Below are 22,732 nucleotides of genomic sequence, written 5' to 3'. Positions count from 1 at the left end.
GGGGCAATCCAGGGAATGAATAGAAGTCAGAAGTTATTCGGCATGAGTTTGCTGGCGTTGGTGGTCAGCGGGTGTGCGGTCACCAGCGAGCCGATCGATCGCAGCGTCAGCGAACAGCGCGCCCGAACCGACCTGCAGAACATGTACAAGGACCAGGAACCCCTGAGCGGCCCCCTGACCCTGCACCAGGCCATGGCCCGGGCGGTGAAGTACAACCTCGAAGGGCGCTTGAAGATTATGGAGGAGGCCCTGGCCAAGCGTCAGTTGGACCTGGCCAGTTTCGACATGCTGCCACGCATGGCCCTGGACGCCGGGTATGTGGGGCGTAACAACGTCAACGCCTCCAGCAGCCAGAGCGTGGAAACCGGTACCCAGTCCCTGGAACCGTCGACCTCCCAGGACCGTGACCGCGAAGTAGCGGACCTGACCATGGTCTGGAACGTGCTCGATTTCGGTGTGAGCTACATCAGTGCCAAGCAGGCCGGGGACCAGCGCCTGATCGTGCAGGAGCGCCGGCGCAAGGTGATCAACACCATTGTCCAGGACGTGCGTTCGGCCTACTGGCGCGCCATGGCCGCCGAGCGCCTGCTCAAGCAGATCGACAGCCTGATGGTCCGGGTCGACGCGGCGCGTGGCAACAGCCAGAGCATGAGCGAACAGCGCATCGGCGATCCGGTGCAGGCCCTGGGTTACCAGCGCTCGCTGATCCAGGCCACCCGCCAGCTTGAAGAACAGCGCCGGGCGCTGTCCCTGGCCAAGACCGAACTGGCGACCCTGATCAACCTGCCCCTGGGCACCGAGCTGACCTTGGCGACCCAGGATGAATACACCATCCCGGAACTCAAGGTCGACCTGGTCCGCCTCGAACAGGAAGCCCTGGCCAGCCGCCCGGAACTGCGCGAGCAGGATTACCAGACCCGCATCACTGCCGCCGAAACCCGCAAGGCCATGTTGCGCCTGCTGCCGGGGCTGGAGTTTTCCGCCGGCGGACACTACGACAGCAACTCGTTCCTGGTGGAGCAGGGCTGGGCTGACTATGGCGTGAAAGTCACCTGGAACCTGTTCAACGTGATCTCCGCCCCGGCGGCCATCGACGTGGCCAAGGCCGGTGAAGAAGTCGCTGCGGCGCGGCGCCAGGCGATGTCGATTGCCGTGCTGGCCCAACTGTACGTGGCCAATGCCAACTATCGCGAAGCCCTGCGCCAGTTCAAGACCAGCCAGCAATTGTCGGACATCGACGGACAGATCGTTGGCCAGTTGCGCAGCCGTCACCAGGCTGCGGGCATTGGCGAGCTGGACCTGATCCAGGGTGAACTGAACACCTTGCAGGCTGATCTGCGCCGGGACCTGGCCTATGCCGACCTGCGCAACGCCTACGGTCAGATCTTCGCCAGCGCCGGCCTCGATCCAATGCCGAACGAAGTGCAATCGACCGCGGTGCAATCGATCGCTACGGCGCTGGCTAACCGCGAAGCGGCCTGGGCCCAAGGGAACATCAACGTGCCAACGGCCGCTGTGCCCCAGTAACGGACCTTGGGCATGACGCGCCCGGCGTTTTCCCGGTTGCCGGTGGCGGTGAACCTGCCGTTGCTGTTGCAGGCACTGGCGGCCATTGAAGACGCGCGCTGGCAAGGGCATTTCAACAGTGCCTATTACAGCGGCGACTGGAGCGGGGTAGCGCTGATTTCGGCGGCGGATGCCGTCACCGAGCTGTCGCCCGGGCGCGGTCAGCCAAGCCAGCGTGCGCCTTGGCTAGCGGATGATCGCTGGCATGAGGCGTTGCGCGACTGGCCCCTGGAGATCGTCTCGGCCCGGCTGCTGCGGCTGGGGCCCGGTGGGTGCATCCACGAGCATCGCGACTATGACCTGGGCGGGCCGGACGCCGATCTGCGCCTGCACGTTCCGCTGCTCAGCCCACCTGACGTGGACTTTTTCCTGGATGGACAAATCATTCCGCTGACGGCCGGCGAGTGCTGGTTTTTCGACCTGGCGCGGCCTCACCGGGTGGTTAACCGAAGTGCTCATTCGCGGGTTCATCTGGTGCTCGATTGTCGCCCCGGGCCGTGGCTGGCCCAGCAGATCGCCGATGGGCTGCCCACCACCCCTGCCGCGGGCGTCAGGCAAAGCGACTTCGCCCGTTTTCAGCAGCACGTGGAAACCGATCCTGACCTCGCCCGCACCTTGCAGGGCCTGCACGACCTCGACGCTTTCATTGAATCCACTCTGGCGCTGGGGGCCGAGCGAGGGCTGCATTTCACCCGGGAAGAATTGCGGGCTGCCATGCGCAACGGTCGCCAGCAGTGGAGAAACCCGTGGAAGACCTGAGCCTGCACGGTTGGTTGCCGATCCGCCTATGGCAAGAGGCCGGGCAGTGGTGGGTCGATTGGTGCTGGTTCGGCGACGCGCGTCTGTCACAGCCGTTCTTTGGCGATGCGGTGGAAGACGCCCTGCGCCTGCCCTTCAACCAGGCGTTCCGCCGCCGGACGCCCTTGGACGCACTCGGCCAGTGGCAACGACAAACCCCGGGACTTGAGCCCAGCACATTCATTTTCCATGCCTCCCGTTGCGGCTCGACATTGATCAGCCAGATGCTCGCCCAGTTGGACGACCATATCGTTATCTCGGAACCGCCGCCTCTGGATACGCTGCTGCGCAGTGATTTGCCACCGGCCGAGCGGTGTGTGGCACTCAAGGGCTTGATGTCGGCCTACGGGCAGCGCCGCCGAGGTGTGGAGCAACGCCTGGTGGTCAAGCTCGACGCCTGGAACATCGGTGAACTGCCGCTGCTGCATGAGTGCTTTCCCGACACACCCTGGCTGTTCGTGTACCGCGACCCCTTGGAAATTTCAGTCTCACACCTGCGGCGTCCTGGCGTGCACATGGTGCCGGGGATGATCGGGGCGACGGTCCTGGACGATGGATTGCCGTTCGGCAGCCAGGAAGATTTCATCTCGCGTCGGGTGGGGCGGCTGTTGGCAACAGGCTTGGAGTACTGCCGGGCATTGGCTGGGATGGCGGTCAACTACACCGAACTGCCCGAGGCGATGACGGGCAGGTTGGCGGCGTTTTTCGGGCTCGATGACGAGCAATGCGGGCAGGTGTTCGCGACGGTGGGGCAGCATGCCAAGCAGCCGGCGCAGGCGTTTGTCGGTGACAGCGAGGACAAGCGCCGGGAGGCTTCGGCGCTGTTGCGTGAGCGGGTCCTGCGCTGGGCGCAGGGGCCCTATGAGGCACTCGAAACATTGCGCTATGGCAAGGGGGTTTAGCGAACGCCGCAGGTTCCCGTTGTGGGAGCAAAGCTTGCTCGCGAAACAGGCGCCTCGATTTCTGAAAGAGCGCATCGCCGCCATCGCGGGCAAGCCTTGCTCCCACAGTGGGCAGTGCCCGCATTGTCGGTAACGCATCAAGCCTTGTTGGGCGACAACTCCGCCATCCCTGGCGGTCGGCGAAGGGCTAGACTGCCTGGGAACGACCCCGCCATCCATTCATGTCCAGGAGCCCCCTATGGAACCGCCGATCCACACCCTTCGCGCATTGTTCAAGCAGTTGGGCTTGCCCGATGACGCCGTTGGCATTGACCAGTTCATCGCCGCGCATTCACCCCTCAAGCCCGGGTTGCACTTGGCCGATGCGTTTTTCTGGAATGAGGGCCAGCGGCAAATGCTGCGCGAGGAAATCCTCGAGGATGCGGACTGGGCGGAAGTGATAGACCAGTTGGATGTGTTGTTGCGCAAGGGGCGTAGCGAGCGACCTGCCTGAGAGAACCTGTGGGAGCGAGCTTGCTCGCGATAGCGGTATGTCTGTTACATCAATGTCGACTGACCGTTCGCTATCGCGAGCAAGCTCGCTCCCTCAGGGGTTAGTCTGTTATTCGTTTTAAGTATTAATAAATAGCTTCTTATTCCTTAAATAATATAGCTCTCCTCCCTATACTCGTCCGGGAACAGACACGCAGGAGAGCACCCATGCGCAACGAATCGATTCGCTACCTGATTGTGCCGGGCTGGCAAGGATCGCCGGAAAATCATTGGCAAACCCACTGGCAGAACAGCCTGCCCAACAGCGCGCGGGTCGAGCAGGCCGACTGGGTGACGCCCCGGCGTGAAGACTGGGTCGCGGCGCTGGCCGAGGCCGTGGCCGCCGACAGCACCCCGGTGATCCTGATTGCCCATAGCCTGGGTTGCATCACGGTGGCCCATTGGGCCGCCACCGCGCCGGTGCAGTTTTTGCGGCAGGTGCGTGGAGCGTTGCTGGTGGCGCCGGCGGATGTCGAGCGGCCAGCCTGCGTCCCGGCGTTGCGCAACTTCGCGCCGATTCCCAGCGATCTGTTACCGTTCCCAAGCCAAGTGGTCAGCTCCGATAACGACGACGCCGTGAGCGCTCCGCGTGCCTTGGAACTGGCGCGCAACTGGGGGGCCGAGGCCGGAATCCTGGCCGGAGCGGGGCATATCAACGTGAAGTCCGGCCACCAGCGTTGGGAGCAGGGTTTCGCTTATCTCTATCGTCTGCAAAACCGCATGGAGCATCACGCCCTGCGTCGCGCCTGAATTTTTAGCGCCCTCCGTCTCCCGGCGGCCTGGGGCGGGAGCCTGCCATGAGTTTGCATGAAACCTTCGGTCAGCCCTTGCTGACCTTTCCCGATGCGGAAAAAAGCCCCCTGAGCATTCGCGCCAAGGCGCTGGTGTTCGTCGATCCTCGTTCACGGCAGTTGCGTCAGGAGTTGGAGCAACTGGCGCCCCGTGGGATATCGGTGCTGATACGCGGCGAAACCGGTAGCGGCAAGGAACTGCTGGCCCGGCATATCCATCGCGAAAGCGATCGCGGCGGATTGTTTGTGTCGGTCAACTGCGGCGCCATCAGCCCGACCTACGCCGACGCCGAACTGTTCGGATATGCCGCCGGCAGCTACAGCGGCTCGGCCAGCAGCCGGGCCGGTTGGTTCGGTTCGGCCAACGGCGGCACCCTTTACCTGGATGAAATCGGCGATTTGCCGCTGCCGATCCAGATCAAGTTGCTGGCGGCCCTGGAGAACCACGAAGTCACCCGTGTCGGCGCCCATCAGCCCAGCCCGGTGGATGTCCGTCTGGTCGCGGCCACCAGCATCGACCTGGCACAAGCGGTGGCGGCCGGGAAATTCCACGAACGGCTCTACCACTACCTGGGCGAAGGCCAGCTGGAACTGCCAGCCCTGCGTGAACGGGTGGGCGATATTCTGTCCCTGGCCGAATACTTCCTGGGCATCTACAGCCAGCGACTCGGTCTCAGCGTGCCACTGATCAGTGAAGCGGCGCAGTCCGCCCTCGAGCGGCACAGTTGGCCGGGCAACACCCGCGAGTTGGAAAATGTCATTCACTTCGCGTTGCTGGTGAGCACCGGTGACGAGATTTTACCCGAGCACCTGAATTTGCCGCCCCAGCCTTCAGTGCCGGAACTGATCGAGCAGCAAGTGGCGCAGGTCATCGCAGGGGGATCGGAAGGTGAGCGTGCCGCACTCAAGGTGCTGCTCAGTCGATTGGGCTCGACGCTGTAAGTGTGGCTGACCCGCTCTTGTGGCGAGGGAGCTTGCTCCCGCTGGGCTGCGTAGCGGCCCCAAGATCTTGCGGTTGCTGCGCAACCGAGCGGGAGCAAGCTCCCTCGCCACAAAAGCGGTTTTAGCTATATGAGTAAAATGAATATGAACTTGAACAAAAGATATTGTTAAGGAATAAAAAATGTCGGTATTGTCCGCATCACGCCAGCGATAGCACTTCACTGGCACACCCTCATTTAGCCGTCGTCCATGACGACTGTGATTTTCGATAAGGACACTGCATGAAAAAGGTTCTGTTGTTCACCGCATTGGCGGCAGCCCTGGCGTCGGGCCTGGCCCAGGCCGCGGAAAAACTGGTCGTGGCCGCCACACCGGTGCCCCACGCTGAAATCCTCGAGCTGATCAAGCCAACCCTGGCCAAGGAAGGCGTGGACCTGGAAATCAAGGTCTTCACCGACTACGTCCAACCCAACGTGCAGGTTGACCAGAAACGCCTGGACGCCAACTACTTCCAGACCCTGCCGTACTTGAAGAACTTCAACGAAGGCAAGGGCACGAACCTGGTGACCGTAATTGGTGTCCACGTCGAACCGTTCGGTGGCTACTCGAAGAAGTACAAGAAGCTGGCTGACCTGCCAAACGGCGCGACCATCGCGCTGCCCAACGAAGGCAGCAACAGTGGCCGTGCGCTGATCCTGTTGCAGAAGGCTGGCCTGATCGAGTTGAAAGACCCGAAAAACGCTTTGGCGACGCCGAAAGACATCGCCAAGAACCCGCACAACTTCAAGTTCAAGGAACTGGAATCGGCCATGCTGCCGCGGGTGCTGGACCAGGTCGACCTGGACCTGATCAACACCAACTATGCCTTGGAAGCGGGTCTTAACCCGGCCAAGGATGCCCTGCTGATCGAAGGTTCGGATTCGCCTTACGTCAACTTCCTGGTGGCCCGTCCGGACAACAAGGACAGCCCGGCCATCCAGAAACTGGCCAAGGCCCTGACCAGCCCTGAAGTGAAGGCGTTCATCGAGAAGAAATACAGCGGCGCGGTACTGCCGGCGTTCTGATTCGCGTGGTAAACCCTTTCATGGTTTCAAACGCCGACGGCTGATACAGCGTCGGCGTTTTTTACTGTGGGAGTTTGCTCCCACAGGGGATTGGATCAGGCCGCCCCGCTCTTCAACGCCCTGCGCAACGCCATCAACAATTTCAATATGTCCTGCGGTTCCAGTCGCTGCGGCACTTTTATGTCAGCCATGTTTTCTTCCTTGTAATGGTGAGGGGGATGTCGAAAAAAGATCCTCCCTGCGGCGCAAGGAAAATAGTCGTCTTTGCTCTTCGCGGCAAATCCGGGGATAGGTTTTTGCGTGACATCAAGACGCTCGCGAAAGCGGTTTGTCAGGTGCGGCCTAATCCGGCCAGTGCCACGCCGGCTCATCCAGCGCCCGCTGCCCGACGATCCCGGTCTGTCCAAGGTCTTTCTCCAGCACGATGCAATTGCATTGCTCATCCTGTTCCAGGGCGGCGATCAGGCGCGTGGCGTGGGACACGACCCAGACTTGGCAATTTGCCGAGGCGCGGATGATCAACCGCGCCAGGGCCGGCAACAGGTCCGGGTGCAGGCTGGTTTCCGGTTCGTTGAGCACCATCAGCGAAGGCGGTCGAGGGGTGAGCAGGGCGGCCACCAGCAACAGGTAGCGCAGGGTCCCGTCCGACAGTTCGGCGGCGGACAGCGGCCGCAGCAGGCCATGTTGTTGAAACGCGATGGCGAAACGTCCGCCTTGCAGTTTCTCGATGTTCAGGCGGGCACCGGGGAACGCGTCGCCGATGGCGGCATGCAGGGCTTCGTCTTCACCGATTTCAAGGATAGTCTGCAGGGCGGCGGCCAGGTCGCGTCCGTCGTGGTGCAGCACCGGCGTGCGGGTGCCCAGTTGCGGTTGGCGCACCGGGGCGTCGGCGTCGCTGCGAAAATGGTCATAGAAGCGCCAGCGACGGATGAACTCGCGTATCTGCAGGACCTCCGGCGAAGTGCGCAGGCTGCCGACCTGGTCGAACAGGCTGTCGAAGGTGGGCGTGTGCTGGGCCAGCACATCCCAGGAACGGCCTTCGCGGGCACGGATCATCGGCCCGTTGCGGTCCACCAGCAGGCTGGCGGGCCGAAACACCGGGCCCGCCCAGATGCATTCGCGCTTGATTTCAGGGTCCAGTGAGAACGCTGAGCGACTGGGTTCCGGCAAGCCCAGGGCGATCGAATAGCTGAAGTCTTCCCCGGCGAAACCCAGGCGCAAGCGCTTGGTGCCCTGGCGCACTATCGCCTGGACCGGCACCTCGCCGTTGCGCATGCGGCGGCTGATTTCCTCCGGGCCGGCCCAGAAGGTCGAGTCGAGTCCGCCTTCACGGGCCAGGGCGTTGACCACCCCACCCTGGGCCGTCTCGGCCAGCAGGCGCAGGGCGCGGTATAGATTGGATTTGCCGCTGCCGTTGGGGCCGGTGATCAGGTTCAGCCGGCCCAGGGGAATGACCAATTTATTGATCGAGCGGTAGTTGGCCACCGCTAATGTCTTGAGCATGCCTGTTTCCTTGCACGGGCGTCAGGAGCAAGTCTGCCCGATTGCTGTGCTTTCAGTGAACCCTGTTCTAAGCTCACAGTCGTATCGTCACTGGTACGTCCGTACAACGCAAAGGAGTCTGCATGACTGGTCCCGGAATCAAATGGGTTATTGGTTTGGGCGTGTGTGCATTGTTGACGGGGTGCGGTGATAAAAAGCCCGAAGAAAAAGCCCTGCCACGGGTTTTCGTGCAGCAAGCCGTGCCCAGTGAATACGCAGCCTCGGTGACCCTGACCGGCGATGTCCAGGCGCGGGTGCAGACCGATCTGTCGTTTCGTGTGGGCGGCAAGATCATCGAGCGCAAGGCCGATGTCGGTGACCGGGTCTCGGCCCGGCAAGTGCTGGCCCGGCTCGATCCCCGGGACCTGCAGACCAACGTCGATTCCGCCGAGGCCCAGGTGGCCGCCGAGCAGGCGCGGGTCAAGCAGAGTGCCGCGGCGTTCGTACGCCAGCAGAAACTCCTGCCCAAGGGCTACACCAGCCAGAGCGAATACGACGCGGCCCAGGCTCAATTGCGCAGCAGCCAGAGTGCGCTGGCCGCCGCCCAGGCCCAATTGGCCAACGCCCGTGAGCAACTGAGCTACACCGCGCTGATTGCCGAGGCACCGGGCATCATCACCGCGCGCCAGGCGGAAGTCGGCCAGGTGGTGCAGGCCACGGAGCCGATCTTCAGCCTGGCCCGGGACGGCGAGCGCGACGCGGTGTTCAATGTCTACGAATCGCTGTTGAGCGAACCGCCGTCGGACCCTGCAATCACCATCAGTCTGCTGGATGACCCCGCCATCAAGACCACCGGCACGGTGCGTGAAATCACCCCGGCGGTGTCTGCCCAGACCGGCACCGTGCAGGTCAAGGTCACCCTCAATGATTTGCCCGAAGGCATGCGCCTGGGGTCGGTGGTCAGTGCCACCGCCAAGTCCGCCGGCAAGACCGCTTTCGAGCTGCCTTGGTCGGCCCTGACCAAGAACCTCAGTGAGCCGGCTGTATGGCTGGTGGACGGCGAGGGCAAGGCGCAGTTGCAAACGGTGACGGTCGGCCGCTACCTGACCGGCAAGGTCATCATCAGCGACGGCCTCAAGGGCGGTGAGAAAGTCGTCACCGCAGGCGGGCAGTTGCTGCACCCCGGCGTAGGCGTCGAGATCGCTGAAGACACCTATGGAAAAACCACCCCGGGAGCCCAGCCATGAAGCGTTTGTGGATGATCTCGGCCGGCCTGTTGCTGGCCGCCTGCTCCAAGGAAGAAGCGCCGCCCGAACCGGTGCGCCCGGTGTTGTTCGTTGAGGTCCGGGCCCTTGACCAGCAGGCACTCGGGCGGTTCGCCGGGAATATCCAGGCGCGATACGAGAGCAACGTGGGTTTCCGCGTGCCTGGCCGCATCGCCAGCCGCAATGTCGATGTCGGCGCTGAAGTGAAGAAGGGCGACTTGCTCGCCACGCTCGACCCCACCGACCAGCAGAATCAGTTGCGCGCCACCCAGGGCGACCTGGCGCGGATCGAGGCGCAGTACATCAATGCCCAGGCCAATGCCCGTCGCCAGCAGCAATTGTTCGACCGTGGCGTTGGGGCCCAGGCGCAACTGGACATCGCCCAGACCGATCTGAAAACCACCGGCGCCTCTCTCGAACAGGCCCGGGCCTCGGTGGAGCAGGCCCGCGACCAGCTCAACTACAGCGAGCTGCGTACCGACCACGATGCCGTCGTCACTGCCTGGAATGCCGAAGCCGGGCAGGTGGTCACCGCCGGCCAACAAGTGGTGACCCTGGCCCGCCCGGACGTCAAGGAAGCGGTGATCGACCTGCCGGCCGGGCTGGTCGAGCGCCTGCCCGCGGACGTGGTGTTCGAGGTCGCGGCGCAATTGGACCCGACTGTCCACACCAGCGCCATCGTGCGCGAGATCGAACCCCAGGCCCAGAGCGCTACCCGCACCCGCCGCGCGCGCCTGACGCTGACCGACACACCGCCAGGCTTTCGCCTGGGCACGGCCATCAGCGTGACCCTGAGCTCGACCATCGAACCGCGCATCGAGCTGCCGCTCAGCGCCCTGCAAGAGATCGACGGCAAGGCGCGCATCTGGCTCATCGACCCGCAGAACCAGACCGTCTCCCCCCGCGAAGTACGGATTCTCGAACGCTCCAATGATGCGGTGCTGGTGGCCAACGGCATCAAGGCCGGCGACCGCGTGGTCAGCGCCGGCGTGAACAGCCTCAAGCCGGGGCAGAAAGTGAAACTCGACGAGGACGCACGATGAAAGGGCCTTTCAACTTATCCGAATGGGCCCTGCGGCATCAGTCGTTCGTCTGGTACCTGATGTTCGTGGCGCTGTTGATGGGCGTGTTCTCGTACATGAACCTGGGGCGGGAGGAAGACCCGTCGTTCACCATCAAGACCATGATTATCCAGACCCGCTGGCCGGGCGCGACCCAGGAAGAAACCCTCAAGCAGGTCACCGACCGCATCGAGAAGAAACTCGAAGAGCTCGACTCCCTCGACTACGTCAAAAGCTACACCCGTCCGGGGGAATCGACGGTGTTCGTGTACCTGCTCGACACCACCGGGGCCAAGGACATCCCCGAGATCTGGTACCAGGTGCGCAAGAAGATCGATGACATTCGTGGCGACTTCCCCCAGGGGCTGCAAGGCCCGGGGTTCAACGACGAGTTCGGTGACGTGTACGGTTCGGTGTACGCCTTCACCGGCGACGGTCTGTCGATGCGCCAGTTGCGCGACTACGTGGAGCAGGTGCGCGCCGAGATTCGCGACGTGCCCGGGCTGGGCAAGGTGGAAATGCTCGGCGAGCAGGATGAAGTGCTGTACCTGAACTTCTCCACGCGCAAACTCGCTGCGCTGGGCATCGATCAGCGCCAGGTGGTGCAGAGCCTGCAATCGCAGAATGCCGTGACGCCGGCCGGGGTGATCGACGCGGGGCCGGAGCGGATTTCCGTGCGTACGTCCGGGCAGTTCCAGTCGGAAAAAGACCTGGCCAACGTCAACCTGCGGCTCAATGACCGGTTCTATCGACTGGCCGACATCGCCGATATCAGCCGGGGTTACGTCGACCCCGCCACACCGATGTTCCGCTTCAACGGCACGCCGGCCATTGGCCTGGCCATCGCGATGAAGAAGGGTGGCAACATCCAGGATTTCGGCAAGGCACTGCATGCGCGCATGAACGAACTGACCGCCGACCTGCCGGTGGGCGTTGGCGTGCACACCGTTTCAGACCAGGCCGAGGTGGTGGAAGAGGCCGTCGGCGGCTTTACCAGCGCCTTGTTCGAGGCGGTGATCATTGTACTGGTCGTCAGCTTCATCAGCCTTGGTGTACGGGCCGGGCTGGTGGTGGCCTGTTCGATTCCACTGGTGCTGGCGATGGTCTTCCTGTTCATGGAATACAGCGGCATCACCATGCAGCGGATTTCCCTCGGCGCGTTGATCATCGCCCTCGGCCTGCTGGTGGACGACGCGATGATTACCGTGGAGATGATGGTCACGCGCCTGGAAAAAGGTGACAGCAAGGAACAGGCCGCGACGTTTGCCTATACCTCGACGGCGTTCCCGATGCTCACCGGGACCCTGGTGACTGTCGCCGGTTTCGTGCCTATCGGCCTGAATGCGAGTTCCGCCGGTGAGTACACCTTCACCCTGTTCGCGGTCATCGCCGTGGCGATGCTGGTGTCGTGGATCGTCGCGGTGCTGTTTGCCCCGGTGATCGGCGTGCATATTCTCAGCACCAACGTCAAACCTCACAGCGCCGAGCCGGGGCGGATCGGCCGGGCGTTCAACGGCGGCCTGCTGTGGGCGATGCGCAATCGCTGGTGGGCTATCGGCATCACGATATTGCTGTTTGTGCTGGCGGTGTTTTGCATGCGCTTCGTGCAGAACCAGTTCTTCCCCTCCTCGGACCGACCGGAAATCCTGGTGGACCTCAACTTGCCGCAAAACGCCTCGATGGACGAGACCCGCAAAGCTGTCGACCGCCTGGAAGCGACCCTCAAGGGGGACCCGGACATCGCGCGCTGGAGCACCTACATCGGCGAAGGCGCGATTCGCTTCTACCTGCCGCTGGACCAGCAATTGCAGAACCCCTACTACGCGCAACTGGTGATCGTCAGCAAAGGCCTGGAGTCGCGCACCGCCCTGACCGAGCGCCTGCAAAAGCGTTTGCGCGAGGATTTCGTCGGCATCGGCAGCTACGTGCAGGCCCTGGAAATGGGCCCGCCGGTGGGCCGGCCGATCCAGTACCGGGTCAGTGGCAAGGACGTCGACCAGGTGCGCAAGCACGCCATCGAGCTGGCCACCGAGCTGGACAAGAACTCGCACATCGGCGAAATCATTTACGACTGGAACGAGCCGGGCAAGGTCCTGCGCATTGATATCGCCCAGGACAAGGCGCGGCAATTGGGCTTGTCTTCCGATGATGTGGCCAGGCTGATGAACAGCATCGTCAGTGGCTCGCCGGTGACCCAGGTCAACGACGATATCTACCTGATCGACGTGGTCGGCCGTGCTGAGGATGCCGAGCGCGGTTCGCCGGAGACCCTGCAGAACCTGCAAATCGTCACCCCGAGTGGCACCTCGATTCCGCTGCTGGCGTTTGCCACGGTGCGCTATGAACTGGAGCAGCCGTTGGTGTGGCGTCGCGACCGCAAGCCGACCATCACCATCAAGGCCGCGGTGCGCGACGAGATCCAACCCACCGACCTGGTCAAGCAACTGCAACCGGATATCGACAAGTTCGCCGCCGGCCTGCCGGTGGGTTACAAGGTCGCCACGGGCGGTACGGTGGAAGAAAGCAGCAAGGCCCAAGGGCCGATCGCCAGTGTCGTGCCGCTGATGCTGTTTCTGATGGCGACCTTTCTGATGATCCAGCTGCACAGCGTGCAGAAACTGTTCCTGGTGGCGAGCGTCGCACCCCTCGGGTTGATCGGCGTGGTGCTGGCGCTGGTGCCGACGGGCACGCCCATGGGCTTCGTGGCGATCCTCGGGATCCTCGCCTTGATCGGTATCATCATCCGCAACTCGGTGATCCTGGTGACCCAGATCGATGAATACGAACGTGACGGCTACGAGCCTTGGGATGCCGTGGTGGAGGCCACCGAACACCGGCGCCGACCGATCCTGCTCACGGCCGCCGCGGCGAGCCTGGGGATGATCCCGATTGCCCGGGAAGTGTTCTGGGGGCCGATGGCCTACGCGATGATCGGCGGGATCATCATCGCCACGCTGTTGACACTGCTGTTCCTGCCGGCGCTGTATGTGGCCTGGTACAAGATCCGCGAGCCCAAGCGCGACTGATCGTCATTGCGACGAGAACTGCACTGCTGACGAGAGCTGCCATGCACGGCTTCTGTGGCGAGGGAGCTTGCTCCCGCTGGGCCGCGAAGCGGCCCCATAAGGGCTGCTGTGCAGCCCTATCGCGAGCAAGCTCGCTCCCACAGGGATCCTCAGTGAGCGCATATTCTGCGAGCGACAGAGAACCACTGTGGGAGCGAGCTTGCTCGCGATGAGGCCAGCCCGGCCACCCAGCCTTTTACTTGCGCAACAACCGCAACCCGTTGAACACCACCAACAAGCTCACCCCCATGTCGGCAAACACCGCCATCCACATGGTGGCAAGCCCGGCGAAGGTGACCCCAAGGAAAATCGCCTTGATCACCAACGCCAGGGCAATGTTTTGCTTGAGGATGCTGGACGTCTGCCGCGACAGGCGAATGAACGCCGGAATCTTGCGCAGATCATCGTCCATCAGCGCGACGTCGGCGGTCTCGATGGCCGTGTCGGTGCCGGCTGCTGCCATGGCGAAACCGATTTCCGAACGGGCCAGGGCCGGGGCGTCGTTGATGCCGTCGCCGACCATGCCGACGCGGTGACCCTGGGCATACAGCGCCTCGATGGCTTGCAGCTTGTCTTCCGGCAACAAGTCGCCCCGCGCCTGATCCATGCCCACCTGCGCGGCAATCGCTTCGGCGGTGTGGGCGTTGTCGCCGGTGAGCATCAGGGTCTTGATGCCCAGGTCGTGCAATTGCCGGATGGCTTCGCGGCTGGAGTCCTTTACGGTGTCGGCCACGGCAAACAGCGCCAAGGGGCCCGTAGCGTCGAGCAGCAGCACCACCGACTTGCCTTGTTTTTCCAGGGCGAAGAGTTTTTCTTCCAGCTCGGCAGAGCACAGGCCGAGGTCTTCCACCAGGCGGTGATTGCCCAAGTGATAGGTCCGGCCGCCGATGTCGCCGCGCACGCCGCGCCCGGCAAGCGCCTCAAAGTTATCCACAACCTGCGGGACCAGTTGCTTATCCACCGCCGCATTGGCAATCGCCCGGGACACCGGGTGGTCGGAACGGGCGGCGAGGCTGGCGGCCAGGGCCGGGGCGGTGCTTTCCACCGTCGGGTCCAGGGCCACGTAGTCGGTTTGCACCGGTTTGCCGTGGGTGATCGTGCCGGTCTTGTCCAAGGCCAGGTAGTCGAGCTTGTAGCCGCCCTCCAGGTATACGCCGCCTTTGACCAGGATGCCTTTGCGCGCCGCGGCGGCGAGGCCGCTGACAATGGTCACGGGCGTGGAAATCACCAGCGCGCAAGGGCAGGCGACCACCAGCAGCACCAGCGCCCGGTAGATCCAGTCGAACCAAGCCGCGCCCATGAACAGCGGCGGGATGACGGCCACGGCCAAGGCCAGGGCGAATACCGCCGGGGTGTAGATTTTCGAGAACTGATCGACGAAGCGCTGGGTCGGTGCGCGGGAGCCCTGGGCTTGCTCCACGGCGTGGATGATCCGCGCCAGGGTGGATTGGTCGGCCGCCGCGGTCACGGTGTATTCCAGTTCGCCGGCCTGATTGATGGTGCCGGCGAACACTTTGTCGCCGACGGTTTTTTCCACCGGCAGGCTTTCGCCGGTGATCGGTGCCTGGTCGAGGGTGGAGCGGCCGGCGACCACGTCACCGTCCAGGCCCACGCGTTCGCCGGGGCGCACCCGCACTCGCGCACCCAGGGCAATGGCCTTGACCTCTTGCACCTGCCAGCTGCCATCGGCCTGTTGCACAGTGGCCTGTTCCGGGGCCATCTGCATCAGGCCACTGATGGCGTTACGCGCCCGGTCCAGGGATTTGGCCTCGATCAGCTCGGCCACGGTGAACAGGAACATCACCATCGCCGCTTCGGGCCATTGGCCGATCAGCACGGCACCGGTCACGGCGATGCTCATCAGCGCATTGATGTTCAGGTTGCGGTTCTTCAGGGCGATCCAGCCCTTCTTGTACGTGCCCAGGCCACCGCTGAGGATCGACACCAACGCCACCAGCGCGACCACCCAGTTGGGCGCGGCATTGGTGAAATGGATCAGCTCGGCACCCAAGGCCGTCACGCCGGACAGCGCCAACGGCCACCAGGGTTTGGCCGGGGCGGGCAGGTCGTTGGTTTCCGGTTTCTGGCCCGGGACCAGCGGGTCGGCCTGCATCCCTAAGGACTCGATGGCCTGGATGATCGGCGCGTCGCTGGGCAAATCGTGAGTCACGCCCAGCACCCGGTTGATCAGGTTGAATTCCAGTCGCTGCACGCCTTCAAGCTTGCCGAGCTTGTTCTGGATCAGCGTCTGTTCGGTGGGGCAGTCCATGGCTTCGATGCGGAAACTGCTCAGCCGCGCACCGTCCGTCGGCGTTTTGCCGAGGTTGACCACCGCTGGCGCCGCTTTCGAGGCGCAGCAGGAATGCCCGTGGTCATGGCCGTGGTCGGGTTTGTGGGTGTGAAGGGAATCGCTCATCGGGTGACGTCCGTGAAAAGTGCCTGTTGCGCAGTAAAGACCCTGTAGCCACTATAGGGTCAAGCACCTATTTGGGAGGCCGCATCATGAAGATCGGAGAATTGGCGAAAATCACCGACTGCCAGGTCGAAACCATCCGCTATTACGAGCGCGAAGGCCTGCTGCCGGAACCGGCCCGCAGCGACGGCAATTACCGCGTCTACACCCAGGCCCATGCCGAGCGGCTGACGTTCATCCGCAACTGCCGCACCCTGGACATGACCCTGGAAGAAATCCGCAGCCTCCTGGTCCTGCGCGACAGCCCCCAAGACCAGTGCGAAAGCGTCAATGCACTGATTGACGAACACATCCAGCACGTCAAGGCCCGCATCGATGGCCTACTGGCCCTGCAGACGCAACTGATCGACCTGCGCCATCGCTGTGGCGAAGGGCCGGACCTGGATCAATGCGGGATCTTGCAGCGGTTGGAGGTGAGCGGGGCGGTGGCGCCGGAGGTGGAGCATTCGCATGTGGGGCGCAGTCACGGGCATTGAGTGCCCATGCCACCGATCTTGACCCCATGGAGATCCAATGTGGGAGCGAGCTTGCTCGCGATAGCGGCCTGGCAGTCAACCTCTATGTTGAATGTAAGGGCCTCATCGCGAGCAAGCTCGCTCCCACAGGGGCGGGTGGTGTGGCTTAGACGGCCATTGGCGCGGTCATCGGCGCGTGGTGCTGGTAGCCTTCGAGGGAGAAGTCGCCCGGTTCCACCAACTCCAGCCACTCCGGCTGGTACACACCGGTCTTGGCAAACGCCGGCACGCGCTCGGAAATCACCAGCTTGGGCATCGGGAACGGCTCACGCTTGAGCTGTTCGTTGAGCATGTCCAAGTGGTTTTCGTAGACGTGGGCATCGCCGATGAAATAGGTGAACCAGCGCGGTGTATAACCGGTCAGGCGACCGATCAGGCTCAGCAGGGCGGCGCCTTCGGTGAGGTTGAACGGCGTGCCCAGGCCCAGGTCGTTGGAACGGATGTAGAGGGTCAGGGAGATTTCCCGGGTCTCGACATTCGGGTGGAACTGGTAGAGCAGATGGCACGGCGGCAGGGCCATTTCATCGAGCTGGGCGCAGTTCCAGCCGTGGAACAGAATACGGCGGCTGCCCGGGTCCTTGATGATGGTGTCGACGCACTGGCGCACCTGGTCGATGGCCTTGTACAGCACCACGTAGGCCTGGCCGTTCTCTTCGCCTTCGGCGATCTGCCGGTAACCCTGGGCCAGCGTCTGCTCGATGGCCGCCGGGTTGCTCAGGGGAATCTGCTTGTAGGCCGGCCATTTGCGCCATTGCACGCCATAGATCTCGCCCAGGTCGTCGTCGCCCTGGCGGAACGGGTTGGCCAGCCACTGGGCGTTTTCGTTGGCGTTCTGGTCCCAGACCTTGCAGCCCAGGGCGCGGAACTCGGCGGCATTGTTCACGCCACGGAGAAAACCGCACATCTCGCCGATGGCCGACTTGAAGGCCATCTTGCGGGTGGTGATGGCCGGAAAGCCGTCCTGCAAGTCATAGCGCAGCATGGCGCCGGGGAAGCTGATGGTATTCACACCGGTGCGGTTGGCTTGCTTGGTGCCGTTCTTGATGACGTGGGCCACCAGATCGAGATATTGCTTCATGGGTTACCTGTGTCCTTGAACCCGGGGCCAGCGCCCCGGGGTTCGAATTTTAAACCTTGGCCGCCGCAGCCGGCGCTCGATGATAAGCCAGCCAGATCAACGCGAGGCCACCGATGATCATCGGCAGGCAGAGCAACTGGCCCATGGTCAGCCAGTTCCAGGCCAGGTAGCCGAGCTGGGCATCCGGTACACGGACGAATTCAACGATGAAGCGGAAGATCCCGTAGAACAGCGCGAACATGCCCGACACCGCCATGGTTGGCCGCGGCTTGCGCGAGAACAGCCAGAGGATCAGGAACAATGCCACGCCTTCGAGGGCGAACTGGTACAGCTGCGACGGATGGCGCGGCAATTGCGCCGGGTCGCTGAACGGCGGGAAGATCATCGCCCACGGCACGTCGGTCGGCTTGCCCCACAATTCGGCATTGATGAAGTTGCCGATGCGCCCGGCGCCCAGGCCGATCGGCACCATTGGCGCGACAAAGTCCATCAGCTCGAAAAACGACTTGTTGTTGCGCTTGCCGAACCACAGCGCCGCCAGCATCACGCCGATGAACCCGCCGTGGAACGACATGCCGCCCTTCCAGACTTCGAAGATCAGCGTCGGGTTGGCCAGGTACGCGCTCAGGTCGTAGAACAGCACGTAGCCCAGGCGTCCGCCGACGATCACGCCCATGGACAACCAGAACACCAGGTCGGAGAGCTTTTCCTTGTTCCAGGTCGGGTCGAAGCGGTTGAGCCGGCGCGACGCCAGCAGCCAGGCGCCGCCGATGCCGATCAGGTACATCAGGCCGTACCAGTGGATTTTCAGCGGGCCGATGGCCAGGGCCACCGGATCGATCTGCGGGTAAGGCAGCATTGATATTCCTCGTAAACGTCAAAAATGCCCGGGCGACGCTGCCACCTCGGGATTAAGCCAGGATTGCGTCAGAACAGAAAACTCAAGCCCACGCAGAATAGCAAGGCGGCGAACAGCCGCTTGAGCAAACGCGGCGACAGGCGATGGGCCAGCCGCGCGCCGAAACGGGCGAAGACCATGCTGGTCAAGGCGATGCCCAGCAGCGCCGGCAAATACACAAAACCGAGACTATGGGCCGGCAGCAGCGGATCGTGCCAGCCCAGGATCATGAAACTTAACGCACTGACCACGGCGATGGGCAGTCCGCAGGCCGATGACGTCGCGACCGCTTGTTGCATCGGCACGCTGCGCCAGGTCAGGAACGGCACGGTCAGCGAACCGCCGCCGATGCCGAAAATCGCCGAGGCCCAGCCGATCACGGTGCCGGCCGCGGTCAGCCCGGCCTTGCCCGGTACGGTGCGGCTGGCCTTGGGCTTGACGTCCAAGGCCAGTTGCACGGCAACGATCAGGGCGAACACGCCGATGATCTTTTGCAGGTGCGGGCCGGAAATCGCTTCGGCGGTGATCGCGCCGAAACCGGCACCGATCAGGATTCCCACCGTCATCCAGGCGAAAATCGGCCAGCGCACCGCGCCTTTGCGCTGATGTTCGCGCACGGCATTGATCGAGGTGAAGATGATCGATGCCAGGGACGTGCCGACGGCCAGGTGCGTCAACACCTGCGGATCGAAACCCTGCAGGGTGAAACTGAACACCAGCACCGGGACGATGATGATCCCGCCCCCCACGCCGAACAGCCCGGCCAGCACCCCCGCGCAGGCGCCAAGCAGCAGATAGAGCACAAATTCCACCAGACTCTCCCCGCCCATCCCCGAAATAAGAGCGGCATGGTAACGGATCCAGGGCCCCAGGCTCCACTGAAGGCGATGGATGCCGGGGCGATGTGTGGGTAGAGTGACCCACAGATGATCTGGAGCGGAACCTCTGTGGCGAGGGGATTTATCCCCGTTTGGGCTGCGAAGCAGCCCCTGAAAACCTGACAGCCGGATTTGCCAGGTTGATTGATTCGATAGTTTTGGGGCTTCTTCGCAGCCCAGCGGGGATAAATCCCCTCGCCACAAAAGCGGAGTGTTCGGTTCATTTTCTAACAGGACGACCTGATGTGCCTGATCGTATTTGCCTGGCGACCCGGCCACGCCCAACCGCTGATCGTGGCGGCCAACCGCGACGAGTTCTATGCCCGGCCAACCTTGCCCTTGGCCCAATGGCCTGACGCGCCCCATGTCCATGCCGGGCGCGATCTCGAAGCCGGTGGCACCTGGCTCGGCATTGGCGCCGAAGGGCGTTTTGCCGCCCTGACCAATATCCGTGACCCGGGCCAGTTGCCGGCCTTCAAGTCGCGCGGTGAGCTGGTCGCGCGGTTCCTGACCGGGAATCTGTCGATTGCCGATTACCTCGGCGAAATCGTGCCCCGCGCCAACGAGTATGGTGGCTTCAACCTGCTGCTCGGCGATGGCACCGAGCTGTGGCACTACAACGCCCGCGATACCCAGCCCCAGCGGCTGGCCGAGGGTGTCTATGGTTTGTCGAACGCTGGGCTGAACACGCCATGGCCCAAATTGCTCAAGGCCCGGGCGGCCCTGGGCGAGGTGCTAGACGATCCGCAGCCCCAGGCCTTGTTGGCGCTGCTGAACGACCCACAACCCGCGCCGGTGGCGGAACTGCCAGACACGGGCGTGGGCCTGGCGACCGAGATGCTGCTATCGAGTGTGTTCATTGCCAGTCCGGCCTACGGGACGCGGGCGAGTACGGCGCTGGTTGTCCATGCCGATGGGACGCGGCACATGGTCGAGCGCAGTTTCGGGCCCCACGGGGGGCATTTGGGGGAGGTGGAGGTCAGGGCTTAGTTTTGCTGTGTCACTGCTGGCCTCATCGCGAGCAAGCTCGCTCCCACAGTAGATCGTCAGTGAACACAAATTTTGTGAACAACCGAGAACCACTGTGGGAGCGAGCTTGCTCGCGATAGGGGCGCCGCAGGATCAGAGTGTCTTGTTCGAGGCCGGATTGATCATCCGCGCCAACCCAAGGTTCTTCAGCGCCAGTTGCAGGGAGCTGTGGATCACCTGCGGGTTGTCGATGGTCATTACTTCCGCCAGCAATTCCTGGGCTTTGCTGAGGTTGATCTGGCGCAGCATCCACTTCACTTTCGGCAGGTTGGTGGCGTTCATCGACAGGCTGTCGAACCCCATCGCCATCAGCAGCACCGCGGCCGCCGGGTCGCCGGCCATCTCACCGCAGATGCTCACCGGCTTGCCTTCGGCATGGGCGTCACGCACCACGTTCTGCAGGGCTTGCAGCACCGCCGGGTGCAGGTAGTCGTACAGGTCGGCGACCCGTGGGTTGTTACGGTCCACGGCCAGCAGGTACTGGGTCAGGTCGTTGGAGCCCACCGACAGGAAGTCCACCTGTCGCGCCAGTTCCTTGGTCTGGTACACCGCCGCCGGAATCTCGATCATCACCCCTACCGGTGGCATCGGCACGTCGGTGCCTTCGTCGCGTACTTCGCCCCAGGCCCGGTGGATCAGGTGCAGGGCTTCTTCCAGTTCATGGGTGCCGGAGATCATCGGCAACAGGATGCGCAGGTTGTTCAGGCCCTCGCTGGCCTTGAGCATGGCGCGGGCCTGGACCAGGAAGATTTCCGGGTGGTCGAGCGTCACGCGGATGCCGCGCCAGCCGAGGAACGGGTTGTCTTCTTTGATCGGGAAGTAGGACAGGGACTTGTCGCCGCCGATGTCCAGGCTGCGCATGGTCACCGGTTGCGGGTGGAACGCGGCCAGTTGTTCGCGGTAGATCGCCAGCTGTTCCTTTTCGCTGGGGAAGCGCTGGTTGATCATGAACGGCACTTCGGTGCGGTACAGGCCCACACCCTCGGCCCCACGCTTCTGCGCCCGGGCCACGTCGGCCAGCAGGCCGGTGTTGACCCACAAGGGCATGCGGTGGCCGTCGAGGGTCACGCATGGCAGGTCCCGCAGCGCATCCAGTCCCAGGGACAGTTGCTTTTCTTCCTCCACCACATCGGCAAACTGCTTGCGCAGCACGTCGCTGGGGTTGGTGTAGACCTCGCCGTGGTAGCCATCGACGATCATCTGGATGCCGTCGACCTTGGAGTACGGCAGGTCCACCAGGCCCATCACCGTCGGGATGCCCATGGCCCGGGCCAGGATCGCCACGTGGGAGTTGCCCGAGCCCAATACCGAGACCAGCCCCGCCAGCTTGCCTTCGGGCACTTCGCCGAGCATGGCCGGGGTCAGCTCTTCGCTGACCAGGATGGTGTTGTCGGGGTAGACCAGGGTCTGCTGGCGCTCCTGCTGCAAGTAGGCCAGCAAGCGGCGGCCAAGGTCCTTGACGTCCGAGGCGCGCTCGCGCAGGTAGGCGTCGTCCATCAGTTCGAAGCGGTTGACGTGGTCGGTCACCACTTGGCGCAGCGCGCCCTGGGCCCACTGGCCGGTCTTGATGACGGTGGTCACTTCGCTGCCCAGGGAGGCATCGTCGAGCATCATCAGGTAGACGTCGAACAGCGCGCGCTCTTCAGGGCGCAGCTGTGTCGCCAGCTTGGCCGACAGGGCTCGCATGTCGGCCCGCACGCCTTCGATGGCGGTCTTGAACAGGCCCAGCTCGGCGTTGATGTCGGTGATGGTCTTGTCCGGCACCACGTCGAGGTCGGCGGGCGGCAACATGACCACGGCCGTGCCCACCGCCGCGCCCGGCGAACCCGGCACGCCGACGAACTTGGCTTCCTGGATGCCCTTGCCCTGGCGACCCAGGCCGCTGATCGAGCCGGTGGCCTCGGCGTGGGCGATAACGCCGGCCAGTTGCGCGCTCATGGTCACGAGGAAGGCTTCTTCACCTTCGTCGAACTGGCGGCGCTCTTTTTGCTGGATGACCAGCACGCCGACGACGCGGCGGTGGTGGATGATCGGTGCGCCGAGGAACGAGGCATAACGCTCTTCGCCCGTTTCGGCAAAGTAGCGGTAGCGCGGGTGATCCGCGGCGTTTTCGAGGTTCAGGGGTTCTTCGCGCGTGCCGACCAGGCCGACCAGGCCTTCATTGGGGGCCATGCTGACCTTGCCAATGGAGCGCTTGTTCAAGCCCTCGGTGGCCATCAGCACGAAACGGTTGGTCTCGGGGTCCAGCAGGTAGACCGAGCAGACCTGGCTGCCCATGGCCTCTTTGACGCGCAATACAATAATCCCCAACGCCGCCTTGAGATCCTTGGCGGAGTTAACTTCCTGGACGATCTTGCGCAGCGTATTGAGCATGGCTCGGGGTCGAACTCCGTC

General features: G+C 63.4%; 18 protein-coding genes. 12 read left to right on the top strand and 6 right to left on the bottom strand.

Going from position 1 to position 22,732, the window contains the following annotated elements:
- The first annotated feature begins 15 nt into the window (after window positions 1–15).
- From BLO80_RS21610 to BLO80_RS21580, 7 genes are all read left to right on the top strand, one after another.
- Window positions 16–1,527 (top strand): TolC family protein, encoded by a 1,512-nt coding sequence (locus BLO80_RS21610; RefSeq protein ID WP_092329892.1) that lies wholly within the window; start codon window positions 16–18, stop codon window positions 1,525–1,527.
- A gap of 12 nt (window positions 1,528–1,539) precedes the next feature.
- Window positions 1,540–2,325 carry an aspartyl/asparaginyl beta-hydroxylase domain-containing protein gene (locus tag BLO80_RS21605; RefSeq protein ID WP_092329894.1) on the top strand — a complete coding sequence of 262 codons (786 nt, stop codon included), beginning with the start codon at window positions 1,540–1,542 and terminating at the stop codon, window positions 2,323–2,325.
- Complete coding sequence (locus BLO80_RS21600) at window positions 2,313–3,266, top strand: sulfotransferase family protein (protein WP_092329896.1); 954 nt, start codon at window positions 2,313–2,315, stop codon at window positions 3,264–3,266. Before BLO80_RS21605 ends, BLO80_RS21600 begins: the two co-directional genes overlap by 13 nt.
- A 238-nt stretch (window positions 3,267–3,504) precedes the next feature.
- Window positions 3,505–3,759: a DUF2789 domain-containing protein gene (locus tag BLO80_RS21595; protein WP_092329898.1), complete on the top strand. Its 255-nt coding sequence runs from the start codon at window positions 3,505–3,507 to the stop codon at window positions 3,757–3,759.
- Between the two features lie 206 nt (window positions 3,760–3,965).
- Window positions 3,966–4,547 (top strand): alpha/beta hydrolase, encoded by a 582-nt coding sequence (locus tag BLO80_RS21590; RefSeq protein ID WP_060739717.1) that lies wholly within the window; start codon window positions 3,966–3,968, stop codon window positions 4,545–4,547.
- Between the two features lie 47 nt (window positions 4,548–4,594).
- Complete coding sequence (locus tag BLO80_RS21585; protein ID WP_092329900.1) at window positions 4,595–5,530, top strand: sigma 54-interacting transcriptional regulator; 936 nt, start codon at window positions 4,595–4,597, stop codon at window positions 5,528–5,530.
- A gap of 281 nt (window positions 5,531–5,811) precedes the next feature.
- Window positions 5,812–6,594: a MetQ/NlpA family ABC transporter substrate-binding protein gene (locus BLO80_RS21580; RefSeq protein ID WP_092329908.1), complete on the top strand. Its 783-nt coding sequence runs from the start codon at window positions 5,812–5,814 to the stop codon at window positions 6,592–6,594.
- 342 nt (window positions 6,595–6,936) lie between these two features.
- Here the strand turns inward: BLO80_RS21580 and BLO80_RS21575 are convergent, their stop codons facing one another.
- Complete coding sequence (locus tag BLO80_RS21575; RefSeq protein ID WP_092329915.1) at window positions 6,937–8,097, bottom strand: AAA family ATPase; 1,161 nt, start codon at window positions 8,095–8,097, stop codon at window positions 6,937–6,939.
- A gap of 122 nt (window positions 8,098–8,219) precedes the next feature.
- Between BLO80_RS21575 and BLO80_RS21570 the strand changes: the two genes are divergently transcribed.
- From BLO80_RS21570 to BLO80_RS21560, 3 genes are read left to right on the top strand one after another with little or no spacing between them, the layout of a single operon-like run.
- The gene (locus BLO80_RS21570; protein WP_092329926.1) at window positions 8,220–9,323 is read left to right on the top strand and encodes an efflux RND transporter periplasmic adaptor subunit; all 1,104 of its coding nucleotides are present in this window, start codon (window positions 8,220–8,222) and stop codon (window positions 9,321–9,323) included.
- Window positions 9,320–10,384: an efflux RND transporter periplasmic adaptor subunit gene (locus BLO80_RS21565; RefSeq protein WP_092329928.1), complete on the top strand. Its 1,065-nt coding sequence runs from the start codon at window positions 9,320–9,322 to the stop codon at window positions 10,382–10,384. The genes BLO80_RS21570 and BLO80_RS21565 overlap by 4 nt, the downstream gene beginning before the upstream one ends.
- Complete coding sequence (locus BLO80_RS21560; protein WP_092329929.1) at window positions 10,381–13,428, top strand: efflux RND transporter permease subunit; 3,048 nt, start codon at window positions 10,381–10,383, stop codon at window positions 13,426–13,428. The genes BLO80_RS21565 and BLO80_RS21560 overlap by 4 nt, the downstream gene beginning before the upstream one ends.
- A 235-nt stretch (window positions 13,429–13,663) precedes the next feature.
- Here the strand turns inward: BLO80_RS21560 and BLO80_RS21555 are convergent, their stop codons facing one another.
- The gene (locus tag BLO80_RS21555) at window positions 13,664–15,883 is read right to left on the bottom strand and encodes a heavy metal translocating P-type ATPase (RefSeq protein ID WP_092329935.1); all 2,220 of its coding nucleotides are present in this window, start codon (window positions 15,881–15,883) and stop codon (window positions 13,664–13,666) included.
- Between the two features lie 86 nt (window positions 15,884–15,969).
- Here BLO80_RS21555 and cadR point away from each other — a divergent pair, with 86 nt between their 5' ends.
- Entirely contained in the window at window positions 15,970–16,416 is a 447-nt protein-coding gene (gene cadR / locus BLO80_RS21550; RefSeq protein WP_092201336.1) for a Cd(II)/Pb(II)-responsive transcriptional regulator, read from the top strand.
- 145 nt (window positions 16,417–16,561) lie between these two features.
- Here cadR and BLO80_RS21545 read toward each other — a convergent pair whose 3' ends face one another.
- The 3 genes from BLO80_RS21545 to BLO80_RS21535 form a co-directional block, all read right to left on the bottom strand.
- The gene (locus BLO80_RS21545; protein ID WP_092329939.1) at window positions 16,562–17,533 is read right to left on the bottom strand and encodes a thymidylate synthase; all 972 of its coding nucleotides are present in this window, start codon (window positions 17,531–17,533) and stop codon (window positions 16,562–16,564) included.
- Between the two features lie 49 nt (window positions 17,534–17,582).
- Window positions 17,583–18,392 (bottom strand): prolipoprotein diacylglyceryl transferase, encoded by an 810-nt coding sequence (gene lgt, locus BLO80_RS21540; protein WP_053214828.1) that lies wholly within the window; start codon window positions 18,390–18,392, stop codon window positions 17,583–17,585.
- A 68-nt stretch (window positions 18,393–18,460) separates the two neighbouring features.
- Window positions 18,461–19,243: a sulfite exporter TauE/SafE family protein gene (locus BLO80_RS21535; protein ID WP_092201404.1), complete on the bottom strand. Its 783-nt coding sequence runs from the start codon at window positions 19,241–19,243 to the stop codon at window positions 18,461–18,463.
- A 309-nt stretch (window positions 19,244–19,552) separates the two neighbouring features.
- Here BLO80_RS21535 and BLO80_RS21530 point away from each other — a divergent pair, with 309 nt between their 5' ends.
- Complete coding sequence (locus BLO80_RS21530; RefSeq protein WP_092329946.1) at window positions 19,553–20,299, top strand: NRDE family protein; 747 nt, start codon at window positions 19,553–19,555, stop codon at window positions 20,297–20,299.
- 132 nt (window positions 20,300–20,431) lie between these two features.
- On the opposite strand, the gene ptsP is transcribed toward BLO80_RS21530, so the two are convergent.
- The gene (gene ptsP, locus BLO80_RS21525; protein ID WP_053180992.1) at window positions 20,432–22,711 is read right to left on the bottom strand and encodes a phosphoenolpyruvate--protein phosphotransferase; all 2,280 of its coding nucleotides are present in this window, start codon (window positions 22,709–22,711) and stop codon (window positions 20,432–20,434) included.
- Between the last annotated feature and the right edge of the window lie 21 nt (window positions 22,712–22,732).

The organism is Pseudomonas sp. NFACC56-3 (assembly GCF_900100025.1).
GTDB lineage: Bacteria > Pseudomonadota > Gammaproteobacteria > Pseudomonadales > Pseudomonadaceae > Aquipseudomonas > Aquipseudomonas fluorescens_AA.
Note: the sequence above shows the minus strand (reverse complement) of the source record. Positions and strands in the feature narration are given on the sequence as shown.

Bases quoted from the DNA above. Each gene is read 5' to 3' on its own strand.
- BLO80_RS21530 (WP_092329946.1), top strand. From the start codon at position 19,553: ATGTGCCTGATCGTATTTGCCTGGCGACCCGGCCACGCCCAACCGCTG.
- BLO80_RS21545 (WP_092329939.1), bottom strand. From the start codon at position 17,533: ATGAAGCAATATCTCGATCTGGTGGCCCACGTCATCAAGAACGGCACC.
- BLO80_RS21605 (WP_092329894.1), top strand. From the start codon at position 1,540: ATGACGCGCCCGGCGTTTTCCCGGTTGCCGGTGGCGGTGAACCTGCCG.
- BLO80_RS21555 (WP_092329935.1), bottom strand. From the start codon at position 15,883: ATGAGCGATTCCCTTCACACCCACAAACCCGACCACGGCCATGACCAC.
- BLO80_RS21610 (WP_092329892.1), top strand. From the start codon at position 16: ATGAATAGAAGTCAGAAGTTATTCGGCATGAGTTTGCTGGCGTTGGTG.
- cadR (WP_092201336.1), top strand. From the start codon at position 15,970: ATGAAGATCGGAGAATTGGCGAAAATCACCGACTGCCAGGTCGAAACC.
- BLO80_RS21580 (WP_092329908.1), top strand. From the start codon at position 5,812: ATGAAAAAGGTTCTGTTGTTCACCGCATTGGCGGCAGCCCTGGCGTCG.
- BLO80_RS21570 (WP_092329926.1), top strand. From the start codon at position 8,220: ATGACTGGTCCCGGAATCAAATGGGTTATTGGTTTGGGCGTGTGTGCA.
- ptsP (WP_053180992.1), bottom strand. From the start codon at position 22,711: ATGCTCAATACGCTGCGCAAGATCGTCCAGGAAGTTAACTCCGCCAAG.
- BLO80_RS21585 (WP_092329900.1), top strand. From the start codon at position 4,595: ATGAGTTTGCATGAAACCTTCGGTCAGCCCTTGCTGACCTTTCCCGAT.
- lgt (WP_053214828.1), bottom strand. From the start codon at position 18,392: ATGCTGCCTTACCCGCAGATCGATCCGGTGGCCCTGGCCATCGGCCCG.
- BLO80_RS21560 (WP_092329929.1), top strand. From the start codon at position 10,381: ATGAAAGGGCCTTTCAACTTATCCGAATGGGCCCTGCGGCATCAGTCG.
- BLO80_RS21595 (WP_092329898.1), top strand. From the start codon at position 3,505: ATGGAACCGCCGATCCACACCCTTCGCGCATTGTTCAAGCAGTTGGGC.
- BLO80_RS21565 (WP_092329928.1), top strand. From the start codon at position 9,320: ATGAAGCGTTTGTGGATGATCTCGGCCGGCCTGTTGCTGGCCGCCTGC.
- BLO80_RS21590 (WP_060739717.1), top strand. From the start codon at position 3,966: ATGCGCAACGAATCGATTCGCTACCTGATTGTGCCGGGCTGGCAAGGA.
- BLO80_RS21575 (WP_092329915.1), bottom strand. From the start codon at position 8,097: ATGCTCAAGACATTAGCGGTGGCCAACTACCGCTCGATCAATAAATTG.